The sequence below is a fragment of the Pandoraea sp. genome (assembly GCF_004297875.1).
Taxonomy (GTDB): domain Bacteria; phylum Pseudomonadota; class Gammaproteobacteria; order Burkholderiales; family Burkholderiaceae; genus Pandoraea.
This window is the reverse complement of record NZ_SCSK01000027.1, coordinates 39,555-62,231: the sequence shown is the minus strand read 5'-3', so window position 1 is coordinate 62,231 and position 22,677 is coordinate 39,555. Positions and strand designations below refer to the sequence as shown.

21 protein-coding genes are annotated in these 22,677 nt (G+C 53.2%); 2 read left to right on the top strand and 19 right to left on the bottom strand.

Annotated elements, in window-relative coordinates; all coding sequences use genetic code 11:
• The first annotated feature begins 251 nt into the window (after positions 1-251).
• Entirely contained in the window at positions 252-917 is a 666-nt protein-coding gene (locus EPN80_RS07905) for a protein-L-isoaspartate O-methyltransferase (protein WP_047214900.1), read from the top strand.
• A gap of 17 nt (positions 918-934) precedes the next feature.
• On the top strand, positions 935-1,258 hold the full coding sequence (locus EPN80_RS07900) for a rhodanese-like domain-containing protein (RefSeq protein WP_047214901.1): 324 nt from the start codon (positions 935-937) through the stop codon (positions 1,256-1,258).
• A gap of 4 nt (positions 1,259-1,262) precedes the next feature.
• Here the strand turns inward: EPN80_RS07900 and waaA are convergent, their stop codons facing one another.
• From waaA to rfbC (EPN80_RS07810), 19 genes are all read right to left on the bottom strand, one after another.
• Positions 1,263-2,606: a lipid IV(A) 3-deoxy-D-manno-octulosonic acid transferase gene (gene waaA / locus EPN80_RS07895; RefSeq protein ID WP_293025545.1), complete on the bottom strand. Its 1,344-nt coding sequence runs from the start codon at positions 2,604-2,606 to the stop codon at positions 1,263-1,265.
• Entirely contained in the window at positions 2,606-3,493 is an 888-nt protein-coding gene (locus EPN80_RS07890) for a Kdo hydroxylase family protein (protein ID WP_293025543.1), read from the bottom strand. The genes waaA and EPN80_RS07890 overlap by 1 nt, the downstream gene beginning before the upstream one ends.
• Complete coding sequence (gene waaC, locus EPN80_RS07885; protein WP_047214904.1) at positions 3,490-4,497, bottom strand: lipopolysaccharide heptosyltransferase I; 1,008 nt, start codon at positions 4,495-4,497, stop codon at positions 3,490-3,492. The genes EPN80_RS07890 and waaC overlap by 4 nt, the downstream gene beginning before the upstream one ends.
• Positions 4,498-4,603: 106 nt before the next feature.
• Positions 4,604-6,004 (bottom strand): phosphomannomutase/phosphoglucomutase, encoded by a 1,401-nt coding sequence (locus tag EPN80_RS07880; protein WP_293025540.1) that lies wholly within the window; start codon positions 6,002-6,004, stop codon positions 4,604-4,606.
• Positions 6,005-6,113: 109 nt separating this feature from the next.
• Positions 6,114-7,232, bottom strand: coding sequence for a glycosyltransferase (locus tag EPN80_RS07875; RefSeq protein ID WP_293025538.1), 1,119 nt, complete (start codon positions 7,230-7,232; stop codon positions 6,114-6,116).
• Between the two features lie 123 nt (positions 7,233-7,355).
• A complete protein-coding gene (locus tag EPN80_RS07870; protein ID WP_293025536.1) occupies positions 7,356-8,798 on the bottom strand; it encodes a mannose-1-phosphate guanylyltransferase/mannose-6-phosphate isomerase in 1,443 nt (480 codons plus the stop codon).
• 361 nt (positions 8,799-9,159) lie between these two features.
• Complete coding sequence (gene galE, locus EPN80_RS07865) at positions 9,160-10,131, bottom strand: UDP-glucose 4-epimerase GalE (protein ID WP_293025534.1); 972 nt, start codon at positions 10,129-10,131, stop codon at positions 9,160-9,162.
• Positions 10,132-10,168: 37 nt separating this feature from the next.
• The gene (locus tag EPN80_RS07860) at positions 10,169-10,906 is read right to left on the bottom strand and encodes a glycosyltransferase (protein ID WP_293025532.1); all 738 of its coding nucleotides are present in this window, start codon (positions 10,904-10,906) and stop codon (positions 10,169-10,171) included.
• On the bottom strand, positions 10,903-11,970 hold the full coding sequence (locus EPN80_RS07855; RefSeq protein ID WP_293025530.1) for a glycosyltransferase family 4 protein: 1,068 nt from the start codon (positions 11,968-11,970) through the stop codon (positions 10,903-10,905). Before EPN80_RS07855 ends, EPN80_RS07860 begins: the two co-directional genes overlap by 4 nt.
• 2 nt (positions 11,971-11,972) lie before the next feature.
• Positions 11,973-13,148 carry a glycosyltransferase family 4 protein gene (locus EPN80_RS07850; protein ID WP_293025528.1) on the bottom strand — a complete coding sequence of 392 codons (1,176 nt, stop codon included), beginning with the start codon at positions 13,146-13,148 and terminating at the stop codon, positions 11,973-11,975.
• Between the two features lie 45 nt (positions 13,149-13,193).
• The gene (gene wzy / locus EPN80_RS07845) at positions 13,194-14,417 is read right to left on the bottom strand and encodes an oligosaccharide repeat unit polymerase (RefSeq protein WP_293025526.1); all 1,224 of its coding nucleotides are present in this window, start codon (positions 14,415-14,417) and stop codon (positions 13,194-13,196) included.
• Positions 14,418-14,841: 424 nt separating this feature from the next.
• Positions 14,842-15,888 carry a glycosyltransferase family 2 protein gene (locus EPN80_RS07840; protein ID WP_293025524.1) on the bottom strand — a complete coding sequence of 349 codons (1,047 nt, stop codon included), beginning with the start codon at positions 15,886-15,888 and terminating at the stop codon, positions 14,842-14,844.
• A gap of 5 nt (positions 15,889-15,893) precedes the next feature.
• A complete protein-coding gene (wzx, locus tag EPN80_RS07835; RefSeq protein ID WP_293025522.1) occupies positions 15,894-17,294 on the bottom strand; it encodes an O-unit flippase-like protein in 1,401 nt (466 codons plus the stop codon).
• Positions 17,295-17,302: 8 nt separating this feature from the next.
• Entirely contained in the window at positions 17,303-18,199 is an 897-nt protein-coding gene (locus EPN80_RS07830) for an NAD(P)-dependent oxidoreductase (protein ID WP_293025520.1), read from the bottom strand.
• Entirely contained in the window at positions 18,192-18,746 is a 555-nt protein-coding gene (gene rfbC / locus EPN80_RS21100) for a dTDP-4-dehydrorhamnose 3,5-epimerase (RefSeq protein ID WP_366929071.1), read from the bottom strand. Before rfbC (EPN80_RS21100) ends, EPN80_RS07830 begins: the two co-directional genes overlap by 8 nt.
• A gap of 9 nt (positions 18,747-18,755) precedes the next feature.
• Positions 18,756-20,081 (bottom strand): lipopolysaccharide biosynthesis protein RfbH, encoded by a 1,326-nt coding sequence (gene rfbH / locus EPN80_RS07825; protein WP_293025550.1) that lies wholly within the window; start codon positions 20,079-20,081, stop codon positions 18,756-18,758.
• 36 nt (positions 20,082-20,117) lie between these two features.
• On the bottom strand, positions 20,118-21,191 hold the full coding sequence (gene rfbG / locus EPN80_RS07820; RefSeq protein WP_293025518.1) for a CDP-glucose 4,6-dehydratase: 1,074 nt from the start codon (positions 21,189-21,191) through the stop codon (positions 20,118-20,120).
• On the bottom strand, positions 21,188-21,961 hold the full coding sequence (rfbF, locus tag EPN80_RS07815) for a glucose-1-phosphate cytidylyltransferase (protein ID WP_293025516.1): 774 nt from the start codon (positions 21,959-21,961) through the stop codon (positions 21,188-21,190). Before rfbF ends, rfbG begins: the two co-directional genes overlap by 4 nt.
• Before the next feature lie 161 nt (positions 21,962-22,122).
• Positions 22,123-22,671: a dTDP-4-dehydrorhamnose 3,5-epimerase gene (rfbC, locus tag EPN80_RS07810; protein WP_293025514.1), complete on the bottom strand. Its 549-nt coding sequence runs from the start codon at positions 22,669-22,671 to the stop codon at positions 22,123-22,125.
• Positions 22,672-22,677 lie beyond the last annotated feature (6 nt).

Genomic DNA, 22,677 nt, shown 5'->3' with positions numbered 1-22,677 from the left:
CGCCATGGTGGTGGAGTTCGATTGGGGAAGTGTTACTGTGGAAAGCAACATTCTCCTTCAATCGCCACCGCCTTCTCCTGCCTCCCTCACGCCGTACACCACTTTCAACGATAACTCATTCCCGCGGGGCCCACAGCATAAACCAGGTACGCCCGGCGCGCACCCCGCCGGACCACCTCCGGGGCCGTACGAACCGATAATTTGCTAAAATCGCGGTTTCTGTTTTCGCAGCACTTTTTACGGTTAGCCACATGAACTTCGAACAGGCACGCTTCAATATGATCGAGCAACAGATCCGGCCGTGGGATGTGCTGGATCAGAATGTGCTCAATTTGCTCTCGGTGGTCAAACGGGAGAACTTCGTTCCGGCCCTCTATCGCGACCTGGCCTTCGTCGACATGGAAATCCCGCTGGGCCCGAACGCCAGGGCGACCGGGCAACACATGCTGGCGCCGCGCGTCGAAGCCCGCATCCTGCAGGAACTGACCGTCGGCAAACATGAAAACGTGCTGGAAATCGGCACCGGCTCGGGCTATATGGCTGCCCTGCTGGCCTTTTGCGCGCGCCACGTCACCACGGTGGAAATCGCGCCGGCGCTGGTCAAGCTGGCCACCGACAACCTCGGCAACAACGGCGTGGTCAACGTCGACGTGGTCGAAGGCGACGGCTCGCGCGGCTGGGCCGCAGCTGGGCCGTTCGATGTGATCGCCATTTCCGGCTCGCTCGCGCAGTTGCCCGAGGAGTTTCTGCAGCAGCTCAAGGTGGGCGGCCGGCTGGCCGCGTTCATCGGCGATTCGCCGGTGATGGAAGCGCGCCTGATCACGAAAGTGGCGGAGAACGACTATCGCACGGTGAATCTGTTCGAGACCGACGTCACGCCGCTGATCGCGCCCCGCCCGTCGAAATTCAAGTTCTGACGCCCGAGCGGCCTTCGATGCAACAAATTCAACCCAACGAACTCGCGGCCTGGCTAGGTGACGCCGGCCGCCGCCCTCCGGTCCTGCTCGACGTGCGCGAGCCTTGGGAAGTACAGACCTGCCATTTGCCGGGCATCGTGCACATCCCGATGGGACAGATCCCGCAGCGCTTCAACGAGCTCGACCCGGACGCCGAGATCGTGTGCATTTGCCATCACGGGGCACGCAGCCTGCAGGTGGCGATGTTCCTGGCGCGGCAGGGATTTTCCGAGTTGTTCAACCTGAGCGGCGGGGTCGACGCCTGGGCACGCCAGGTCGACCCGACAATGGCGGTCTACTGATCGCTTATTGATCCAGTGCCGCGGCGAACGCGGCACCGCCCTCGTCCATCTGGCCGGGATTCCCCGGTGCCCCCGCCCTTTCCAGCCACGGCGCCAGCGCCGCCACGGTGCGTGCGGTAGCACCCTGATGCTGCGAAGCAAACAGCATCGCACAGGTTCGCATGCTGTCGCGCCGCGCCGTGTCGCGCAGCAGGCTGCGCATTTCGGCGCCCAGTTCAACCGCGTCGGTCACGCGGCAGGCAGCGCCGGCCTCGAGTGCGTCGGCACTGGCTTGCGAGAAGTTGAACATATGCGGGCCGAACACCACCGGCGCGCCCGCGGCGCAGGCTTCGATCAGGTTTTGGCCGCCCAGCGGCAAGAGGCTGCCGCCAATGAAGGCGGCGTCACACGCGGCGTAATACGCCGTCATCTCTCCCATCGAATCACCCAGCAGCACGTCGACCTCGGCCGGCAACGGCGTATCGCCGTCGGGCCATTGCGAGCGGCGCACGTAGCGCAGGCCCTGCTGGTCGAGCAAAGCGGCCACCTCGCCGAAACGCTGCGGATGGCGTGGCACCAGAATCAGTAACGCGTCGATGCCCAGCGCCCGGCGCGCCTGCAGTATCAGCGCTTCTTCGCCGTCACGCGTACTGGCCGCGAGCCATACCGGGCGCGCGCCAAAACGCGCGCGCCATCGGCGGCCGAGCGCAAGCAAGTGCGGTGGCGGCACCATGTCGAATTTGAGATTGCCGAGCACGTCGACCTCCATCGCGCCCAGCATGCGCAAACGTTCGGCGTCGGCGTCGCTTTGCGCCAGCACCCGCGTGAAGCCGCCGAACACGGGGCGCGTGGCCGCGCCAAAGCGCAGCGCCCGGGCGAGCGAGCGGGCCGACATGCGGGCGTTGGCCAGCAGCAGCGGCACCCGGGCCTCGGCGCACACGGCGATCAGATTGGGCCAGACCTCGGTTTCCATCACCAGGCCCACGCGGGGCCGGTAATGGCGCAGGAAGCGGCGAATCGCCCCCGGCATGTCGTAGGGCACGTAGCAGCGTATGACGCGCTCACCGAACAACTGCTCGCCGGTGGCGCGGCCAGTCGGCGTCATGTGAGTCAGCAGCACACCATGATCGGGGTAGCGCGCCAGCAGCGCTTCGATCAGCGGGCCGGCCGCGCGGGTCTCCCCCACCGACACGGCATGAATCCAGATCAGCGGCCGCGCGCCGGGCTGCGCCGCAGCCTCGCCGTACCAGCCGAAGCGCTCGCCGATATGCTGCCGATAGCCGATTTCCTGGCGACTGCGCCACAGCAGGCGCACGACGGCCAGCGGCGCGATCAGCCACCACAGCGCGGAATAGAGCGCGCGCAGCATCAAACCAGCGCGCGCTGCGTGAGGCGTTGCAGGATTGCCAGCGGCGAGCATTCCGGGTGCACCATCGCGCTGGCCGGCAGGAAAAACGTCTGCTCGAGCATGAACTGGCCCGACATGACCGCATGCGAAGTCTGGTCGGAGAAACACACCCAGACGCTGCCGGGCGGAAACGGCAGCGTTTGCTGCGTGCATTGCTTCTGGTATTCGAGATCGGCCTTCATGGCGTCGTGCAGATGCAGCATGATGTGATCGTACGCACTGCGCGGCCGTTTGGTGATGCCGAGCTTGTCGAGCAACCAGGCCGAGCCCGGCCACTGGCGCGGCACGCGCGGCAGAAAATGGGTTGCGACGGCCTCGAACGGCTCTCCGACGCGCCACACGCGCGGTGTGCCGGCGGGATTGACGTTGGTGAACACGCGCAGGATGCGCTCGCCGTAGTTGGGCCGCGACGGGAATGCGTCGACATGCAGGCGGCTGTCATCCTTGCGCCATGACGTTTGACGCGTTTCGACCTGATGCAGGCGCAGGCTGGTCGGCGCCGCGCGCAAGTGCGCGTGATACTCCGGGAACAGTCCGTCGACCAGCGCGCAGGCCTGCGTGTAGTAGCGCTTGACCATGGCCCGAATGGCCGCTTCGGTGGGGGTGTCGGAATCGACGCCGTGCAGCATCCCATTGGCCGGATCGAGACTGATGTTCTTGCGCTTGGGGTCGGCCAGGGTTGGCGTGAGCAGGCGCAACTCATCGTCACGCAACGCAAAGGCGAGATGGGGGAAATACAGCACCTTGCCCTCCTCCACCGCGGCCAGCAATGCCTCGCGTGGCGCCGAGAGCCGAGCGCCGTGCCAATCCGCATTTGCAACTTCAACGATCTGGCTGGATGCCGTCATGCACGTTCCTTTTCCGTTTGAACAGGCGCCGTAGCCGGCAATTGCCCGAGGCGCACGAGCGCATCGAGCGCCTGCTGCGCGGTGGGCCTTTGCCTGCCGTCGCCGAGGTCGATGATGTGCGGCGACCAGAAGCCGCCGACGCGCCACGCCGAGTTGAAATTATGCAATTCGACGGTCGGCCGCTGCAGCGCCGCCGCTATATGCACCAGGCCGGTGTCGACACCTACCGTGACTGCCGCGCCGTCGATCAGGCCCACCACCTGGGACAGATTCAGTTTCGGCGGCACCACCGCGCCGGGCCCCATCGCCGCCGCCAGCCGCTCGCTGACGGTGCGCTCGAGCTCGGAGCCCCACGGCAACGCCACCTGCGTGCCATGCGCCAGCAGTGCCCGCCCGACGGTAATCCAGTCGGGTTCGGGCCAGAGATTGTTACCGCGCGACGTGGCATGGACGAATACCGCATAGCGCCCCGACGGGCAGGCGCTGTGATCGGCGCGCGCGGCGTCCAGCCCGAAATCGATCGGCTCTTGCAGTTCCAGCCCGAGCGCGGCGGCGACCAGCAACCGCGAGCGCGTCACCACGTGGGTGCGCCGCTCCATCGACTGCATGTGGTGATAGAGATAGCGCACCGGCCATTCGTAACCCGCGTCTTCGATGCCGTTGCCCAGCCCCCATACGGTGCCGCGCGCGGCACGGGCAATCAGCCCTGTCTTGAGCAGGCCCTGGGTGTCGATTACGACATCGTAGCGCTGCTCGCGCAGGCGCCGTCGGAATGCACCGATTTCACGCCAGGTGGAAGCCGCCAACAAATGCTTGCGCCAGCGCCGCAAGGCAAACGGGATCACCTGATGCAGGCCGCGCGCCAGCCGAAGCAGATCGACAAAACCCTCCTCCACGACCCAATCGATACGGGCGTCGGGATATTGCCGCAGGATGTCCTGCACGACCGGCATGCAATGGACGACATCCCCCAGCGAGGAGACTTTAACGATCAAGACCTGCATCGGCTGACACGGGCAGCGGCCCGCGCCTCAAGGACAAAAGTGGGATTTTAACGTGCCGACGGCAGGCGAAGGGGGTTTTCGGCCCCCTTGCCCCTGCAGGGGAGTGTCAGAAAGGCAGTGGCGCGTCGGGTTTGACGGCCAGAATCGCCGTGCGGAATGCCGCCTGAATGCGCCGCAGCGCGGCCTCGTCGTCGGCTTCGAAGCGCAGCACCACGACCGGGGTGGTATTGGAAGAACGTGCCAGGCCAAAGCCGTCGGGATACTCGACGCGCAGGCCATCGATGGTGATCACCTGCTCGGCGCCGTCGAATTTCGCCGTTTCGCGCAGCCTGTCGATCAGCGTGAAGTTTTCGCCTTCCGCGCATTTCAACTGCAGTTCGGGCGTGGAGAGCGATTCGGGCAGCGCATTGAGCATGGCGCCCGGGTCATCGGTGGCGCTGACGATCTCGAGCAGACGCGCGCCGGTGTACAAGCCGTCGTCGAAGCCGTACCAGCGGTCCTTGAAAAAGATATGCCCGCTCATCTCGCCGGCCAGCGGCGCACCGGTTTCCTTCAACTTCGCCTTGACCAGCGAATGGCCGGTTTTCCACATCAGCGGCTCGCCGCCGTGCTGGCGCACCCATGGGGCCAGATTGCGGGTGCACTTGACGTCGTAGATCACCTTGCCGCCCGGATTGCGCGAGAGCACTTCCTGCGCGAACAGCATCAGCTGGCGGTCGGGGTAGATGATCTGGCCGTCCTTGGTGACCACGCCGAGCCGGTCGCCATCGCCGTCGAACGCCAGGCCCAGTTCGGCGTCGGTCTCGCGCAGACAACGAATCAGATCCTGCAGGTTTTCCGGATGGGCCGGGTCGGGATGGTGGTTCGGAAAATGCCCGTCCACCTCGCAGAACAATTCGGTGACTTCGCAGCCCAGCGTGCGGAACAGCCGCGGCGCGAACGCGCCGGCCACGCCGTTGCCGCAATCCACCGCGATTTTCAGCGGACGGGCCAGCTTGACGTCGCCGGCAATGCGCTCGACATAAGCGTCGGCGATCTCATGCGTCGCATAAGCGCCGGCGCCATCGGTAAAATCGCCCTGCACAATGCTTTGATACAGCGCCTGGATCGCCTCGCCATAAATCGCGTTGCCGTCCAGCACCATCTTGAAACCGTTGTAATCGGGCGGATTATGGCTGCCCGTCACGACGATGCCGGAGCTCACGACGCGCCCGCCCAACGGCACGCTGGTGGCGAAATACACCATCGGCGTGGCCACCACGCCAAGATCGACCACGTCGACACCGGCGGCCCGCAACCCTTCGGCCAGCGCACCGGCCAACTCCGGCCCGGACAGCCGGCCGTCGCGCCCGATCACCACCGCGTCGCCGCCCTTGCGGCGCACCGCCGAACCAAAGGCACGGCCGATCTGGCGGGCAATCGACACATCGAGCGTTTGGCCGACAACACCGCGGATGTCGTAGGCTTTGAAGATGGAGGGGGAGAGGTGGGCGACGGGAGTGGTCATGAGAAATCGGGGAAAGGACGGTAAAAATTGAAGTGTCGGCGCAAAAACCTGGCAAAACCACGGAAGTTACGATTTTTCACGGGTCTTGGCCAATCAGCCCGGCAGCTCGTCAGCTTTTACGGTGGCGGGGCTGCGCATGCCGCCGAAAAATCAGCCAACGCGGCGTGCGGAACTTGACGATACAGGTGTACAACCAGACATAAAACAGCACAAACAGGCACACGCACCCCACCAACACCCAGGTGTAGCGCCAGAACAGCGTTGCCGGCAATACCGCCGCCAGGCACAGCATCCAGAGATACGGCGAAGTGAACGAATTGCGCCGGGTCAGCGCCGCCGCGTTGCGAGAGCCGACGGCCCAGCGCATCACGCGCTTGTAGATCAACGTATGCAGGTGGTGAGAGTCAGGCTGGTCCGGCGGGCTGCCCTTGATAAAACGGCGCCGATAGATGGAAAAAATGACCTCGAATATCGGATAGATAAACATCAACACCGGATACCAAGCCGACACCTCGGGGTGCCGCACCACCAGCAGGATCGCCAGTTCCGCCAGCATGAAGCCGATGAAATAGGCGCCGCCATCCCCCAGGAAAATCAAGCCAAACGGGTAATTCCAGGCGAAAAACCCCAGAATCGCACCGATCATGATGAAGGCAATCGTCAACACCAACGCGTCGCCCAACTTGAACGCCACGTAGGCCATCGAGATAAACATCAGCGTGGCCACCATCGAGGCCAGTCCATTGAACCCGTCGATGATATTGATGGCGTTGGCCAACGCGGCGACCGCGACGACCGTAAACGCGATGGACAGCGGGACGAAGGCGAACAACGGATCGAGCGCGGGAATATCGACCCGCTCAATGCGGATCCCCATGACCACACTGGCCAACAGCGCCGCCACCATGGTCCAGAACAACCGGGCACGCGGACTGACACGTTTGGTTACATCTTCGACGAAGCCAGCGCCAAATGCGGGGGCGGCGCAGGCCAGCAAAATCAGCGTTTGCCCAGCAAACCACGGGTAGCGGAACAACAGGAGCAAGGCCGCGCCCAGAGCACCCAGGACGATACCAACGCCCCCCACCCGCGGCACCGGCCGGACGTGAAACTTCTGCACGCCGTCCAGATCGTGGTCGGTAGAGAATTTCTCATGCAGATGGGCGTAATGGACGATGCCCAACGTGCCGAGAAACGCAATGAGGAAGCTAAAGGCGAGGTTGAGCATAAGTCACAGGGAGACTTGGGTTTTAGGGATTATACCTAGCCGAACCCTGAGATTTATTACGAATTGTAAAGTTTGAGGTTGACTCCCGGCGGATCCCAGAACCCCGGAAAAGTGACAAATCGATTAGTGACGCCCGTAGTTGTCATCAAACCGCACAATGTCATCCTCCCCCAAGTAACTACCGGATTGGACCTCGATAAGCTCAAGCGGAATCTTACCAGGGTTGGCCAAACGATGGACCTCTCCCAACGGAATATAGATACTCTGATTTTCTTTTAAAATTAACGTTTTATCCCCTTTTGTGACTTCTGCGGTCCCTGATACGACAACCCAATGTTCAGCTCGGTGGTGGTGCATCTGCAAGCTCAAACTAGCCTCAGGTTTCACTTGGATGCGCTTTACTTTGAATCTCCCCCCCTCGTCAATGCTGTCGTACCAGCCCCAAGGTCGATGGACTTTCCGGTGAAGCGTGTGTTCGTTGCGTTTTTCCGACTTTAGCGTATCTACTATTTTCTTTATCTGCTGGCTTTGGCTCTTCTCTGCGACGAGAATCGCATCAGCCGTTTCCACCACAACTAGATTACTAACCCCTATGGTCGCAACCAACCGGGTGCTAGCGTAAATGACTGAGTCCTGAGTATTAACGGCGAGGGTATCGCCCTGTAAAACATTCCCGTCTTGGTCCTTACGCCCCACTTGCCATACGGCATCCCACGCCCCCAGATCAGACCAGTCAGCTGACAGAGGCACCATTGCGATTGCAAAGCTTGAACCCGGACACTTCTCAATGACTGCGTAATCAATTGAATCGGGCGGTATTGATTCAAAGGTGTGCCGATCGGGGCGACTGAATGGGGTATCCAGCGTCCGTCCAGTCCACGCTTTGCTGGCGGCGTCCCAGATGTCGGCGCGGAACTGCTGCAAAGCATTGAGCCAGACGCTGGCCTTAAGCACAAATATGCCGCTATTCCACGCATAGTCTCCGCTGGCCACATATGTTCGCGCTGTTTCGATATCCGGCTTCTCGACAAACTCCGCGACAGCGTATTCGCCGCTTTTGCCCGGTTCTCCGATGCAGCGAATATAGCCGTACCCCGTTTCTGGACGATCAGGATCGACGCCCAGCGTCGCGATAGCGCCCGAGGCGGCAACACGGACGGCTCGTTGGAGCGCTGCTGAGAATGCTGCAGGATCAGCCACATACTGGTCAGCGGGCGTTACGACGAGAATTGGATCATCACCCTCGCTTGAGGCCTGTAACGCCGCCAACGTAAGTGCCGGCGCCGTGTTTCTTCCCACAGGTTCAAGCAAAATATTTGCCGATACGGAACTGAGCTCGCGCAATTGTTCAAGCACCAAAAATCGATGCTCTTCGTTAGCAACAACAATGGTTTGACCAACTGTTATATCTTCCGCATTTATAACGTTTACACGCTGGATTGCCTGTTGGAAAAGGCTGTTTGTACCCGAGAATACAAGAAACTGTTTAGGAAGACCTGCTCGCGAAAGAGGCCAGAGCCGCGTACCAATGCCGCCCCCAAGAACAACCGGGATAACTTTCTTCATAATATCCTACCAATACAGAGTCCCATAAGCCACGTTAGCTCATGGCAGCGCCCCATCACCAACTCTCATGCTCGCCCAGCGGGATTGCACTGCTTATTGCGCGTTAGGTTGGTGTTTACCGTCATCAAACTAGCTTTCGATTGGGTGCGACGACAGATTACGAGCCTGACTAGCCTCGCCACGACCACCTTAAATCGAATTATGCGCGGCATCACTAAGCGCTTGCAGTTAGTGGTCATTCACCGCTTGATGCCTCCCAGCGAGGGTTGACTCATCGCCGCACGTCCGCTCCATGACTTCAGCTAGTTTTCAGGGCGAATCAATCCAAGGGCGTTTTCGCACGGTCAAGCTAAAAATCGATTCAAACACGTTTATTTTCCCAACTCCAAGCATGCTTAATGATCGTCACAAGATCTGAATACTGAGGTCTCCAGCCCAGCGATGCGTTCGCTAATGCTGGATTGGCAACCAAGCGTGCAGGATCGCCAGCACGTCGAGACTCGTTCAGCACCACAATCTCGCGGCCTGTAACACGCATCGCCGTGTCAATCACCTCTCGCACCGAAAACCCGCTACCATGCCCTAGGTTATAGACTTGACTCGTCGCTCCGTCCATCAACGATTGAAGCGCCAACCAATGAGCAAAGCACAAATCCTCAACATGGACATAGTCGCGAATGCAGGTGCCATCTGGTGTGTCATAGTCCCGTCCGTAAATACTTACGTGCGGCCGGCGCCCCGAGGCCGCTTGTAACACCAAGGGAACGAGATGAGTCTCCGGGTCGTGCCGCTCGCCAAGCTGCCCCTCCGAATCAGCACCGGCTGCGTTGAAGTAACGCAGAGCCACGTACCTTAGGCCATACGCGTTGTCATAATCGGCCAGAGCTTGTTCAACCATCAACTTGGTGCGGCCATAGGGATTTATGGGCTGCTGAGGGTGGCGCTCATCAATCGGAGTATATTGCGGCTCACCGAACGTTGCTGCAGTAGACGAAAAAATTAAGCGCATCACCCCCTTATCTCGCATAGCATTAAGCAGATTGAGAGTATTGACCACATTGTTCTGATAGTACTTCTCTGGGTTCCGCATCGACTCACCAACCTGAATACAAGATGCGAAATGCATGACGGCGTCGAAACCTCGCGTCAAAATCTGATTCAGTAACGCTTCGTCACCCATATCCCCTTGAACGAACTCGCCGAACAATACAGCATCACGGTAACCGGAGGACAGATTGTCTAACGTGGTCACATTGCACCCAAACCGCCCTAGCATTTTGACCATGTGTGATCCAATATACCCGGCGCCTCCAACGACAAGAATTCTTAGCATGTAGTGAGTTCCACTCTTGTTAATTTTCAGAAATTATTCATATCTCAAATAAAAAGCGGATTGCACTTCTACAATGCCATCGCATGTGCTGCCAATTTCGACGGCTTGCACGCTGAGCATCGTGGACCACATATATGCGTGGATCAAAAACAACTTGCAGATTATTTTTGCCCAATCTCTTACAGAGGTCTGCATCCTCCAAATACATAAAGTACCGTTCGTCAAACCCGCCAATCGCGGAATAGGTATCCCGGCGCAAGGCCATAAACATGCCAGCAACCCAATCGACAACGAGCGGGTGGGATTGAGCAAAGTAGTCCGCGTTACGCTGACGTAGCAGAACACGGCGCAAGAATCTTAAAAGAGTTGGGAAGCGCCGTACACTGTCCTCCAATTTTCCATCACTAGATATCACACGCGGAGCCCAAAGGCCCACCTTTCGGTTGGCGAGGATGCCTAGCATTGGAGCTGTTTCAAAATCAACCAAGCGTACATCCGGATTGACGATCGCGAAAATCCTCGCGCAGGAGATTTTGAATGCGGCGTTATGATTAGCACCAAACCCCTTGGGTTGATGATTACGCAGCACACGAATAGGGAGTGATGAAAAAGCATTCAGAAAGCTTTCATCCTCAGGAATATTAAACGTCAAAACGATTTCATCGTGGCTCGGATTAATAACGTTGAGACGCAGAAGGTCAGCAAGCAGTGCGGCAACAAGTTCTCCCTGCCCATGGCTGACGATTGAGAAACATATGGACTCTTGGGCGATCATTGCGGAGAAACAGGCGAAGACGACATAAATAAAGTTTCGTAGCGGGAGAATCCAGCGCTAAGGGAGTATTCTCGCTGCCAAAGCTCCTGCAAAGTCTGGTCCGGCACAGGAAACTCACGAAGGATTTTATCTACCTTCGCTGGAAAATCTGATCCAAGGCGGTGGTCAAACGTAACGCCGAAACCTAGTTTGCACAACTCGCGGTGAACCGCTATATTGGATAAGAGAGACGGTACCCCCAAAGATGCGGCTTCAAGTACAACCAACGGGAAGCCCTCAGCAAAAGAGGGCAACACAAGCATGTCTCCGTTCAAGATCGCCTGGCGGGGATTCCGGATTTGACCAGTAAAAAAGATACGCTCGCCAAGGTCAATCGCGCACACCTGGCGCTCGAGCAGCGATCGTTGTGGCCCGTCACCACATATCAATAGAGCACAGTCCGGTCGTCGCCGCAAAAAATTAATGGCAGCTGCCAAATTTTTGCGGCGCGATAACCCACCAACGTACACAAGCAAGTGACGATGTTGCGTACGCTGACTATCTATCCACTCGCTTACCATTCCAGGCATATCATCTACCATTGGCAGCTCTGCTCGAAAATTATAAGCGAGGGCGAAAGATTGAGAAGGTAGAATACGTCGGTAGTACCTGCGCATAGCATTTGAAATGCAAACAACATGATCATATTTTGGTAGGGTTCGCCTCCAGAGATGCCAGGCAAGCCAGACCAAGGGGCGCGGATACCCAAAACCAACATCTAAGAGAAAAAAATTATGAACCGTGGTCACCAGAGTACAGTTTCGGTTTAGTGCGAGGATTCCACCTAACAGATCCGGCCGTAAACAATGCGTGTGGACAACTCCGCGGAGCGTCCACAGATCGCTTAAACGAAAAGGGCGCACCTCCTCAGCAAAGCCCGTATCGTCGCGCGCCGAGCCTTTCGACAGGCTCAGAAGACGTACACGCCATCCTCGATTCGCCGCCTCACGACCTAAGTCACAGGCAACATTTACCGGACCGGTGCGATCCAGTGACGGCACAATTATCGTATAAATACCTTTCACAGTTACCGCCTTACTTGTACTGCATATTTACTAACAGTCGCGAGATGTTGATAATAATTAGCCACAATTTGAGACCATTTCATTCGATTCACAATTACGCCCCTGGCAGCTTCCACCATGCGCTCAGCCTTTTCTGGATTCTCCCAGATTTCATTTAGGCATCGAAAGAACTCAGCAGGCGTCTCAGCGGACATGTAATGTTCCCCGGCGTTGATTCCGTCAATCCCGTCAGCGCCGAGGCGAGTTGTAACGACGGGAACACCACAAGCCATCGCCTCAAGCACCTTATTCTTGATCCCAGCGCCGCCGAGTAACGGACAGACAAAAACTGAACACCGCACATAGAACTCGCGGATATCCTCAACGAATCCGGTTACCGTCACACCAGACGAACCAACAAGCTCCGACGGTGGATTTCGACCTACAAGGTAGAGGTGAGTTTTTGGATGGCGAGCTATTAGGAGGGGGAGAACATTTCTGACGAAATACAGTGCAGCTTCCTTATTAGGGCCATAAGAAAAATTACCAGTAAAGATAAGACTAAATGGCTCCGGTTTTTGTGCTCTTGGTCTAAAGTAGTCCGCATCCACACCATTCGGGGTGCACACAAGAGGTAATTCCCGCCTCTGTGCGCGAACGTACTCCATATCCGCACGGCTCACGAAACTTGTAAGAGCGACACGCGCAAGCACCTTCTTTTCATAGCAACGATAGAGCTGACTTTTTATTAGATCAATTTTACGCCCAGTGCTCTTATACGAATTTGCGTTTAATCTCGAGAAAGAGTCAACCGCATTTAAGAAAGCATTTTCAAATCGACCTACATCTATATAAGTCATCAGCGGCGCAACATAAATCGCGTCAAACTTATGGACATGCCTCCGCAGGTAATGTACTGCAATCGCCGATTCAAAAATGCAGCGACCACTGATTGCGCCACTAATCAAATTCCCAATCCGATATCGCCGATCGCCGCACAGTCCAACATACGTTATCTCTCCCAATTGAGGGGCGATGGCGCGCAAGGCTTTCTCTGCGACTTCGTTCTCAGTATCCGCGATCAGCAAATCAATTTTGGCATCCGCTGGCGCTCGGGAAATAATTTCGTAATTAATTAGCGTCACACCATTTCGATGTGATGGATAAGGAAGTTCTGTCAGAACAAACAAGAAACGCATAGATATAAGCTTGATTAACACAAGATCTAAAGTCGGCGCCTTAATTTAACTAAAATTTGAAGCAACCTTTCTATTTTTTTTATTAAATATTGTGAGTAATAAAAAAATTAATAAAAAACTTAAAAGAGAAATAATCACAGAAGAAAATTCATTACCAACTCCACTTGTTAATGGATAGAGCACCAGCACAAGAGCAAACTCATTAGCCAGAGGTGTTCTCAGTTTCCTGGCCAGAATAAAGATAGCCAGACACATCAACAAAACTAGCGACAGATTTAAAATAAAGACGGCTGGCGAAAGAAGCCAAGCCAAATAAAGATTTCCCGGCAAGCCTGTCATGAACGAAACATTCACGTAGTCGCCTCCGGAGACGTTCACCAACATCCTCTCAGGAGTTACTTCAGGAATGAACTCGGCACCGAAGATCCCCCCGAACGCTTGCTTAAAAAAGTAAAGATCGTCAAGACGATTTACGGCCGACTCGAAGTACCCGCTCTTCTGGAAAATCAGCGCGCTGTCGGAGAAACTGGATAGTCGACCAGCAAGCTTACCCACAACGACCTCGGAGATTGGCGGACTGCTTCCCGCCGGACGATCGCCTCGCAACGTCCCTCGGACCGAATATAGTTGACTTACAATCAAAGGAAACAGCAAGGAAGCAATTAAAACCTTCATTTTATTACGACGCACACAGCTCGCAATTTCTCGATAATTTCTGATCAACAACGCTAGCGCAACATACAGAAAAACGCCAAGGCTGGCGCGAAGCATACCTAGCGCTAAAAGCAACACAATACCGAGCCACAATGTCTTTCGCGATTCTCTGTTCGTTAGAATAAAAAAAACGCCAATATAAAAAGGATTTATCCGATTAGAAATCTGAATTATAAATTTAATGAACGGTGGCGCGACGTAAGCATCTCTCCCAATCACGCCGACATCATATTTCATTGCAATTGCAATGAACCAAATAACAACAATAAAAAAAACACACGCCACGCTTTGATACGGAACTCTGACCGTTCGACGCTGATTTTTACTCTTAAAGTATCTATACAAATACCATCCAAAGACATATGGAATCAGAGCAGCTATCAGCACACCGGTCTGCCCGAAAAACCCCAATTTTTCCGGAGCACCGTAAAAATCTCCATTATAGGTTCCCGTTCCAAAAACATACGCATAGCTGATGAACGTTGACAATACAAACAACATGACACATGCTCGAGCCGCACGATATTCTCCCCGCTCCGCCAAATCAAGCGTCATGTGATACTCCTCCACATTTGAGTAGATGACATATCGACGGGCACAAACTCCAGTAGTGTGCTACGTTATGCATAAGTGGCAGGAACATCTTAACTAATTCGAGTTACTGAAAAATGGCTTGGTTTGGCGCGTAAATAAAACGAACAGATGCCTTGATTAAATACCCTTACCGTCCAGCAATGCGTGCCTTGTCGTGGAGCGATTCCGGGAATATGAAGAAGACTATACTGCATAGCAAGCGTCCGCTTCCGCGGACGAAGCCGCCACTTGAAACGCCAAACGATTGTCAATTTGTGGCAGCCTCGTTGTTCACATAATTTTCACAGCGAAACCTCGTTTCAAGAAATGCGCCTAACGGCTGGCGATGCTGACCGCAGTTGTCTCGGCTGATAGCGGCAAGACGCTACGTAAAAATGTCGACGCTTTAATTTTGCCGAATATAAAAGAAGGCCATCCGAATTCGCGATAAAATCCCATAGAACGCTGCGATAATTGGATTAACCATACCTAGTGAACTGTTGATACTTCGCAGCAATAGAGGCACATCATACCTCCCTCCCCAGGCTTTTCTCACTTGATACGCCTGAGAAATGGTAATAACCTTACACAAGAAACGTCGCCATCGAGAGCGTGGATAGTGTCTCTCACTCATGACGCAACGGAATTCATATCCTTGCTTAATCCACGCGACCATCACCTCGTCTCGCAAGCTTTCATTCTTGGCGATTCTATACGTTCCGAGACATGAAACTAAATGAGCTGAACCGTACCTCTCAACATATTTCGTAAAAAAAAAATAATCTGCTGAAGGATAATCTCGGTGATTGAACCCGCCCAAAGAGATTGCAGATTCGCGATGAAAAACAATTCCCAAGGTACCGCTATGCGGATAACCATAAAAATAATCGTCTAACACTCGCTCTTTTAGTTTTCCCTCCGCATATCGCGTTAATTTAGTTCGCAAGAGACCGAGAAAAGACATCGTTTGTGGAAGCGAAGAGCGCTCATCCAGAATGGAAATTTCACATGACAACAATCGCCTTGAAGCATCACCAGCCAAATAATGCCTCCTCATTGTCCTCAAGAAGTCAGGTGCCAATACATCGTCATCATGAAGGATGGTGACCCAATGTCCTCGCGCTAATAATAACCCTCGATTCCAGTTACCGAACATCCCTAAATTTTCTGAGTTTCGAAAGTAGCGCAATCTTGGATGTTTATGCTTTTGAATAATATCCCATGTTTCTTTATCTTGAGCCTCACCATCATTGTCGACAACGATAACTTCATAGTTTTCCGCACACTCTTGATTTAGCGCAGAGAGCAATGCATGCTCCAGCAGCGCCGGGCGTCGAAATGTCGGAATAACGATCGATACGTCCGGCGAAGCATACCCTCCACCGTCATAAACACATAGAGATTGAATGTGATTGTGAGCGCTAAAGCAATCTACATAAGTAAAAAAATTCATGGCTTTTAATTCTGTGGTCCAGCCCTGTAGAGAGCATGCCGATAATCTCTCCAGTGAATCTTCAATTCCCGATGGACCCTCAAGGGCCACTGCCAATTATTGTAGGCGACTTGAACCAGTCCTTGCGCAGCCACAACGCTCCAAACACCAAGTTGCTCCCAACCAGCAAGCGAGGCAAGAACAAATATTGCCAGACCTGAATATAGCGCCGCTGCCACAAACGGAACTTTATTCTCTGTGGTAATTACCAGGGCAGCATTGGAGTGATTGCACTCAAGAAACGCCACTACAGCCATTAAAATCAATAAAGGGCGTGCCGGCATTGTTGTTTTGCTATGGATAACGAGCAGCAACCAATCACTGAGAAAAATGATGCCGAAGGCAATACAGAAAAATATGGCCCAAGCATACAAATTAGAACGAATAAAGTAATTTTTTAAAAGATCATGATCTTCACTTATCCTGCAGGCAGCAAGCCGAGGTAAATAAGTAACGAAAGCCACTTGCGCCATACCTGCGGCTACCGAAAGCATCTGAAGCGCTATGGAATAACTTGCGGATTGCGACAAGCCATAAAAGTACGAAACAACAAACACACTGTAGCGGTTGATGAGGAAAGCCCCAAAGGTAACCAACCCCATTCGACTTGAGCTATACCAAATAGCTTGGATAACTTCCCAATCAAGTTTATTTTTGACTTTAGGTAACGCCCGAAGCAAGTCTCGACAGAGGTACCAGCCCAACGCACGAGAGAGCACCACTCCGATCGCATATGCCACTGCCACGACAAACAACTGATGAAACAAAAGCAAACCGATCCAACTGGCGATCAACATGCTGACGCGATTGACTATCCCAATTTGATAGTTGCCCCGCACACGATGCCCTCCTAGAAGCAACGCATTTTGCCAAGACAAAGCAATATTCAAAACCGCTGTCAGACAAAATACTACCCATGTGGCCATCGGATTTCGTAGCGACGGGGATTTCTCTATTAGAAGATGCACATAACTCGTCCCTCCAACCAAGAGGAGCAACATCGCAGCAAGCGCCAACAGCAAGTAGACCGCTTTGGCAGATCCCACGAGACTTGCCAAAAGCTTAATATTGATTTGCCCCGATTTCTCGGATACCCCCTCTCGACGTAGCTCTCGTGCTCCAGAAAAAACGAAAGTGAAATTTCGCGCAAAAGTCGGAGAAAAACCGAAGTCAAGGAGTCCCACCAGCGATTGAACAGCCAGTAGGACAAACCAAAATCCCACTTCCTCGGAAGTGAGTCGCGTGACAAGAACCGGCAACAGCAGCAACCCAGCGCCATATTGCAGGGATTGCGCAATAAATCCCCATAAAAGATCTGCCTTGGCTTTTTGCCCCTGTCCCTCGTCAGATGTGCCTAATAGAGACATACGAAACCCTATATGCTGAGGAGCTGCCTTACCCCTTGCTCCAAGCCGATTGAAGGTCGCCAAGACGGGAGTGACTTTGTGGAATCGTTCCAGGGCTGCATGACTTCGCGAGCTCGATAAGGTCGTCCCCCGAAATCCACGAGAAGTGCGCGACCAGCCACTCGTTCTACCAGAGCGACAAGGTCACGCAAGCGCAATCGCTCTCCAGAAATCATGTAATCCTGAAACATCGGCTCCGACTGCTCTAGTAGCATATCCGCCGCTCTAACGTATGCGGAGACAACGTCATCAATGTGGCACAAATCTAGAATCTGCTCGCCAGGAGACATATTTAGCACAGTGCCATTCTTTGATGCATCGACAAGAATATTTATTAACTTCCGTCGCCGATCGCCAGGACCGTATGTGTCAAATAACTTTAAAGTCACGCACGACAACCCTCTGGCGTCGTGATACCAGCTCAAAATATCCTCAAATGCCTGTTTGGTCGCAGCATACAAATTGACCGGACAGTAGGTGCTGCCCTGGTAATACTGCCATGCGGTGCCCGTATTAATGAAGCCTTTCACGCCAGCCGGCGTGGCGGCCTCTGCCAACTGTGTCGCAAAAAGCAGATTGGACTCTATCAATTTGCTAACGTCACCTGCACTGTGCTCCGAAATGAACAATGATGCCAAATGAAAGATGATGTCAGGCCTTACTTCATTCAATATACTGAGCATGCTCTCGGTAGTGCCATCGTGAACGTGCGCTCCAGTCCAAGTATCCGCCCCAAGCACTTGGTCAAGGTTTGAACTCTGCCTAACAAGCGTATGAACCCCCCACCCAAGCTCACTTAATCGCCTGGCAATCGCGCCGCCGATAAATCCTGTCGCGCCGGTGATCAGCGCTGTCTTCTTAGTCATGTCCAAACCTAAATGGGGATTTGAATGCATCTAACCCTGGAAATCCCTTATCACGTGCCGAGATAATAGGAGTCACGATTGGCCATCGAAAACCAATGGAATCCCAACGAATACCACAATCATGTTCGGCTGAGTAAACTGTGGATACCTTGTATTGCATCGTCGCATGCTCGGTCAACACGCAAAAGCCGTGCGCTATCCCCGAAGGGATGTACACGATATTCCCTGACTCTGAACTCAACTCTATCGTCTCAAATCGACCGCAGGAGGGGGACCCTTGACGTAAATCAACAATTACATCGAGCACGCGGCCCTGTAGGCAATAAACCATCTTCACGTGATCGTGCGGCGGTACTTGAAAGTGCAGTCCACGAATTACGTCGCGATAAGACTTCGAATAATATTCTTCATTCCAAGTCGTATTTAACCCTTCCGATTCAAATACATCTCGATGAAAAGTTTTAACGAAACACCCTCGTTCATCGTCAAAGACATTTGGTCTGATTTCCAAACAACCTGGTAATGACAGATTACGAAATTCGGTCATTCTGAAGCCTTAGAAATTAATCCCTAAAAATGTCTCGAGCTTGGACGCTGTATATTCCAGCATTTCTCGAGATAACCCCGGATAGATACCGAGCCAGAACGTATCCATCATAATGCGATCGCTGTTTTTAAGATCACCGCTAACACGATACTCTCTACCGATCATGTAAGGTTGCCTGACCAGATTACCTGCAAACAACAACCGCGTGCCAATCTTGTTTTGGTCAAGATATTGCAACAAATCCACTCTATTGAAGTCCACATCCTCCCTTATGGTGATTGGAAAACCGAACCAAGATGGATCTGAGTTCGGAGTGGCTTCCGGGAGAATCAAAAACTCCTCGCAACTTTTCAGACGATTTTTCAGAAAATTGAAGTTATCTTTTCTGGTTTGAATAAAACCTTCCAGCTTATCCAACTGTGCAAGTGCGCAGGCTGCCTGCATATCGGTAATTTTCAGGTTATAGCCCAAATGGGAATAGGTATATTTGTGATCGTACCCCTCAGGCAAGTTACCTAGCTTCCAGCAGAATCTCTTCCCACAAGTATTGTCTTTTCCTGGAGCACAATAACAATCTCGGCCCCAATCCCGGAATGACTCGGCAATTTGTCGCAATTCGTAGTTATTTGTAAAGACAGCGCCTCCTTCGCCCATTGTGATATGGTGAGCAGGATAAAAGCTCAATGTCCCTATGTCGCCAAAGGTTCCAACTAACCGCCCGTTAAAGGTCGAGCCGAGCGCATCACAGCAGTCTTCAATAAGCCATAAATTGTGCTTATCACAGATTTCGCGCACTTTTTTCAGATCATATGGATTTCCTAGCGTGTGAGCCAGCATGATGGCCTTGGTTCTTGGACTGATGGCGGCCTCAATCTTCGCAGGATCAATGTTATACGTAGGAATATGGACATCGACAAACACAGGAACTGCGCCGAATTGGAGAATCGGATTTACAGTAGTCGGGAACCCCGCCGCCACACCAATGACTTCATCGCCAGGTCGTATCGCTCTATCCCCTAGCTTGGGCGAGGTTAGCGTCGAAAATGCCACCAAATTTGCGGAAGAACCTGAGTTAACTGTTATCAGGTGCTTGACACCGAGGAACTTAGCGAGCCCCTGCTCAAACAACTCATTAAAACGCCCTGTCGTCAACCAACCGTCCAAAGATGCCTCGACCATGTTTTTCAATTCGGCGGCATCAATGACTTTGCCAGATGGCGGCACAACCGTTGTGCCGGGCACAAACTCCGCCACTGGTAAAGCTGCTGAGACATATTCTTCAACAAGTTGGGCAATTTGCTGACGGAGATGTTCTGGGGTCTTTTCCACGATAATTTCCTTGATAGATCAAATGCAGGCCGACTGAATCTCTCAGTCAACTTCCATATAGTGTTGTATTTGGTGCAGTGTGCACTGCCGCATGTCGTCGCCTCGTAAGAAAGCCCGATGCCATTCGACAATTCGCTGAAGCGCCTCGCCCAAAGACCAACGAGGCTGCCAACCAAGCTGCATGCGCGCCTTGGAGCAATCCAATTTTAAGTAATGTGCTTCATGCAAATTCGCCGCCGCCAAGTCGATTCGATAGCGCGCTTCTCCACCCCAAAGCGCCGTCAGTTGTTCGACAATCCAGCTAACCGGCTTACTATCATTCTCATTGGGTCCAAAATTCCAGGGGCCCGAGAATTGAGTGCCTCGATCATATAGATGCTCCACCAAGGTCATATAGCCAGAAAGAGGTTCCAACACATGCTGCCACGGCCGGATAGCATGAGGGCTGCGAATTATTACCTCTGTTCCGGACTGAATGCCTCGCATAATATCGGGAATCAGTCTATCGAACGCCCAATCCCCGCCACCAATAACGTTACCAGCACGGGCACTAGCCAGCGAAATTCCATGTGCAGCATAATCACCCGGGTTAAAATATGAGTGGCGATAGGCTTCCGTCACGAGTTCTGCGCACCCTTTGCTGTTGCTATAGGGGTCATACCCCCCCATGGGTTCGTTTTCTCTATAACCCCACACCCATTCACGATTTTCGTAGCATTTGTCGCTGGTGACATTGAGCACCGCTCTCACGCCTTGCGTGCAACGTACGGCCTCCAGGAGGTGCACTGTCCCCATGACATTGGTGCTATAGGTTTCCACTGGGTTCGCGTAGGAATATCGCACCAGTGGCTGTGCAGCCATATGAATGACAATCTCAGGTTGGGCATCCTTCACAGCAAGTTTAAGAGCATCCAAATCTCGCACATCGCCAATAATCGAAGTCATATGTGCGCCCACATGAGCAATTTCGAATAGGCTTGGGTCGGTAGACGGCGTCAAGGCATAGCCCGTCAACTCCGCTCCTAAGTGTTGGAGCCAAATTGAAAGCCAGCCCCCCTTAAAGCCGGTATGACCAGTGAGAAAGACGCGCTTACCCCGCCAAAAAGATTCGTTCATTTCCAAACCTTCCAGGGAGCCGTTCCAGTTCGCCACAATTCGTCCAAATGCATTTGATCACGCAGTGTATCCATAGGCTGCCAAAAGTCCGCGTGCTCAAAAGCCGCCAATTGCCCCTTAGCCGCCAAAGTTTCAAGTGGATTTCGTTCCCAAATACAGTCGTCTCCGTCGATCAGATCTATGACCTTGGGTGAAAGAACAAAAAATCCGCCGTTTATCATGCCGCCATCGCCTTGCGGCTTTTCCTGAAACGAATTGACTATATGGCCGCGAAGATCCAGAGCTCCAAACCTTCCCGGGGGACGGGTAGCGGTCAACGTCGCTAGCAGGCCGTGCTCACGATGAAATGCGATAAGCCTATCTATAGGTATATTGCCCACACCGTCGCCATAGGTAAAGCAAAACGCCTCTTCATTCGTAAGGTACTCTTTGACGCGTCGAAGACGCCCCCCCGTCATCGTGTGCTCGCCGGTGTCTACCAATGTAACTCGCCAAGGTTCGGCGTTTTGCTGATGTACCTCCATAGCGTTATTTGTCATGTCAAAAGTGACGTCAGACATATGTAAGAAATAGTTCGCGAAATATTCTTTGATTACATAGCCTTTGTAGCCACAGCAGATTACAAAATCATTGATTCCATAATGGGAATAGATTTTCATAATGTGCCAAAGAATCGGTTTGCCACCAACCTCAACCATTGGCTTTGGACGAACGCTAGTTTCCTCGCGAATACGAGTACCCAAACCACCTGCCAAGATTACAACTTTCATGATTTATTTATATGATAAACAAGAAGAATATGCCCAATAAAATTTACTTTATTAAAGAAATTTTATTGGCAATACTCTCACTCCAGAAAATAGAAGCAATTCCATATTATTTAAATCACAAGACATATTCCATTTATTACAATCTTATTTATTATAAGTTTTTAAGAAAAAAATTCTGCGCTCTCAAATTTTTTTCCGAGATTATCTTTACATGAAACAAATTTTTTTAATATTAAGTTCGGCCATAAAATCCTTAATTCCTTATCATCCCATCGAATACATCTTTCATGCTCCGGCGCCCAATAATCTGTAGCTTTGTAGAGAAATTCTGCGCTCTCCGATACAACAAGAAATCCATGTGCGAATCCCTCCGGAATCCACAGTTGCCTCTTGTTTTCGGCGGAAAGATATTCGCCAATCCATTGCCCAAATGTCGGTGATTTTTTTCTTAGATCGACCGCAACATCGAACACTTCTCCCGCGATCACGCGGACCAATTTCCCCTGCGGTTGCTTGATTTGGTAGTGCAAGCCACGGAGCACCCCTCGGCTTGAACGCGAGTGATTATCCTGTACGAAGTTCACGGAGCGTCCAATCGCTTCCTCAAACTTTCGCTGATTGAAGCTCTCAAAGAAGAAGCCACGATCGTCGCTAAACACTTGCGGCTCGATTAGCAGCACGTCGGGAATTTTAGTGGGCGTCACCTTCATCGAGTC

Bases quoted from the DNA above. Each gene is read 5' to 3' on its own strand.
- waaC (WP_047214904.1), bottom strand. From the start codon at position 4,497: ATGCAGGTCTTGATCGTTAAAGTCTCCTCGCTGGGGGATGTCGTCCAT.
- EPN80_RS07905 (WP_047214900.1), top strand. From the start codon at position 252: ATGAACTTCGAACAGGCACGCTTCAATATGATCGAGCAACAGATCCGG.
- EPN80_RS07890 (WP_293025543.1), bottom strand. From the start codon at position 3,493: ATGACGGCATCCAGCCAGATCGTTGAAGTTGCAAATGCGGATTGGCAC.
- wzx (WP_293025522.1), bottom strand. From the start codon at position 17,294: ATGTCTCTATTAGGCACATCTGACGAGGGACAGGGGCAAAAAGCCAAG.
- wzy (WP_293025526.1), bottom strand. From the start codon at position 14,417: ATGACGCTTGATTTGGCGGAGCGGGGAGAATATCGTGCGGCTCGAGCA.
- EPN80_RS07840 (WP_293025524.1), bottom strand. From the start codon at position 15,888: ATGAATTTTTTTACTTATGTAGATTGCTTTAGCGCTCACAATCACATT.
- galE (WP_293025534.1), bottom strand. From the start codon at position 10,131: ATGCTAAGAATTCTTGTCGTTGGAGGCGCCGGGTATATTGGATCACAC.
- EPN80_RS07900 (WP_047214901.1), top strand. From the start codon at position 935: ATGCAACAAATTCAACCCAACGAACTCGCGGCCTGGCTAGGTGACGCC.
- EPN80_RS07850 (WP_293025528.1), bottom strand. From the start codon at position 13,148: ATGCGTTTCTTGTTTGTTCTGACAGAACTTCCTTATCCATCACATCGA.
- rfbF (WP_293025516.1), bottom strand. From the start codon at position 21,961: ATGAAAGTTGTAATCTTGGCAGGTGGTTTGGGTACTCGTATTCGCGAG.
- EPN80_RS07860 (WP_293025532.1), bottom strand. From the start codon at position 10,906: ATGATCGCCCAAGAGTCCATATGTTTCTCAATCGTCAGCCATGGGCAG.
- rfbC (WP_293025514.1), bottom strand. From the start codon at position 22,671: ATGAAGGTGACGCCCACTAAAATTCCCGACGTGCTGCTAATCGAGCCG.
- waaA (WP_293025545.1), bottom strand. From the start codon at position 2,606: ATGCTGCGCGCGCTCTATTCCGCGCTGTGGTGGCTGATCGCGCCGCTG.
- EPN80_RS07870 (WP_293025536.1), bottom strand. From the start codon at position 8,798: ATGAAGAAAGTTATCCCGGTTGTTCTTGGGGGCGGCATTGGTACGCGG.
- EPN80_RS07880 (WP_293025540.1), bottom strand. From the start codon at position 6,004: ATGACCACTCCCGTCGCCCACCTCTCCCCCTCCATCTTCAAAGCCTAC.
- rfbG (WP_293025518.1), bottom strand. From the start codon at position 21,191: ATGAACGAATCTTTTTGGCGGGGTAAGCGCGTCTTTCTCACTGGTCAT.
- rfbC (WP_366929071.1), bottom strand. From the start codon at position 18,746: ATGACCGAATTTCGTAATCTGTCATTACCAGGTTGTTTGGAAATCAGA.
- EPN80_RS07875 (WP_293025538.1), bottom strand. From the start codon at position 7,232: ATGCTCAACCTCGCCTTTAGCTTCCTCATTGCGTTTCTCGGCACGTTG.
- EPN80_RS07830 (WP_293025520.1), bottom strand. From the start codon at position 18,199: ATGACTAAGAAGACAGCGCTGATCACCGGCGCGACAGGATTTATCGGC.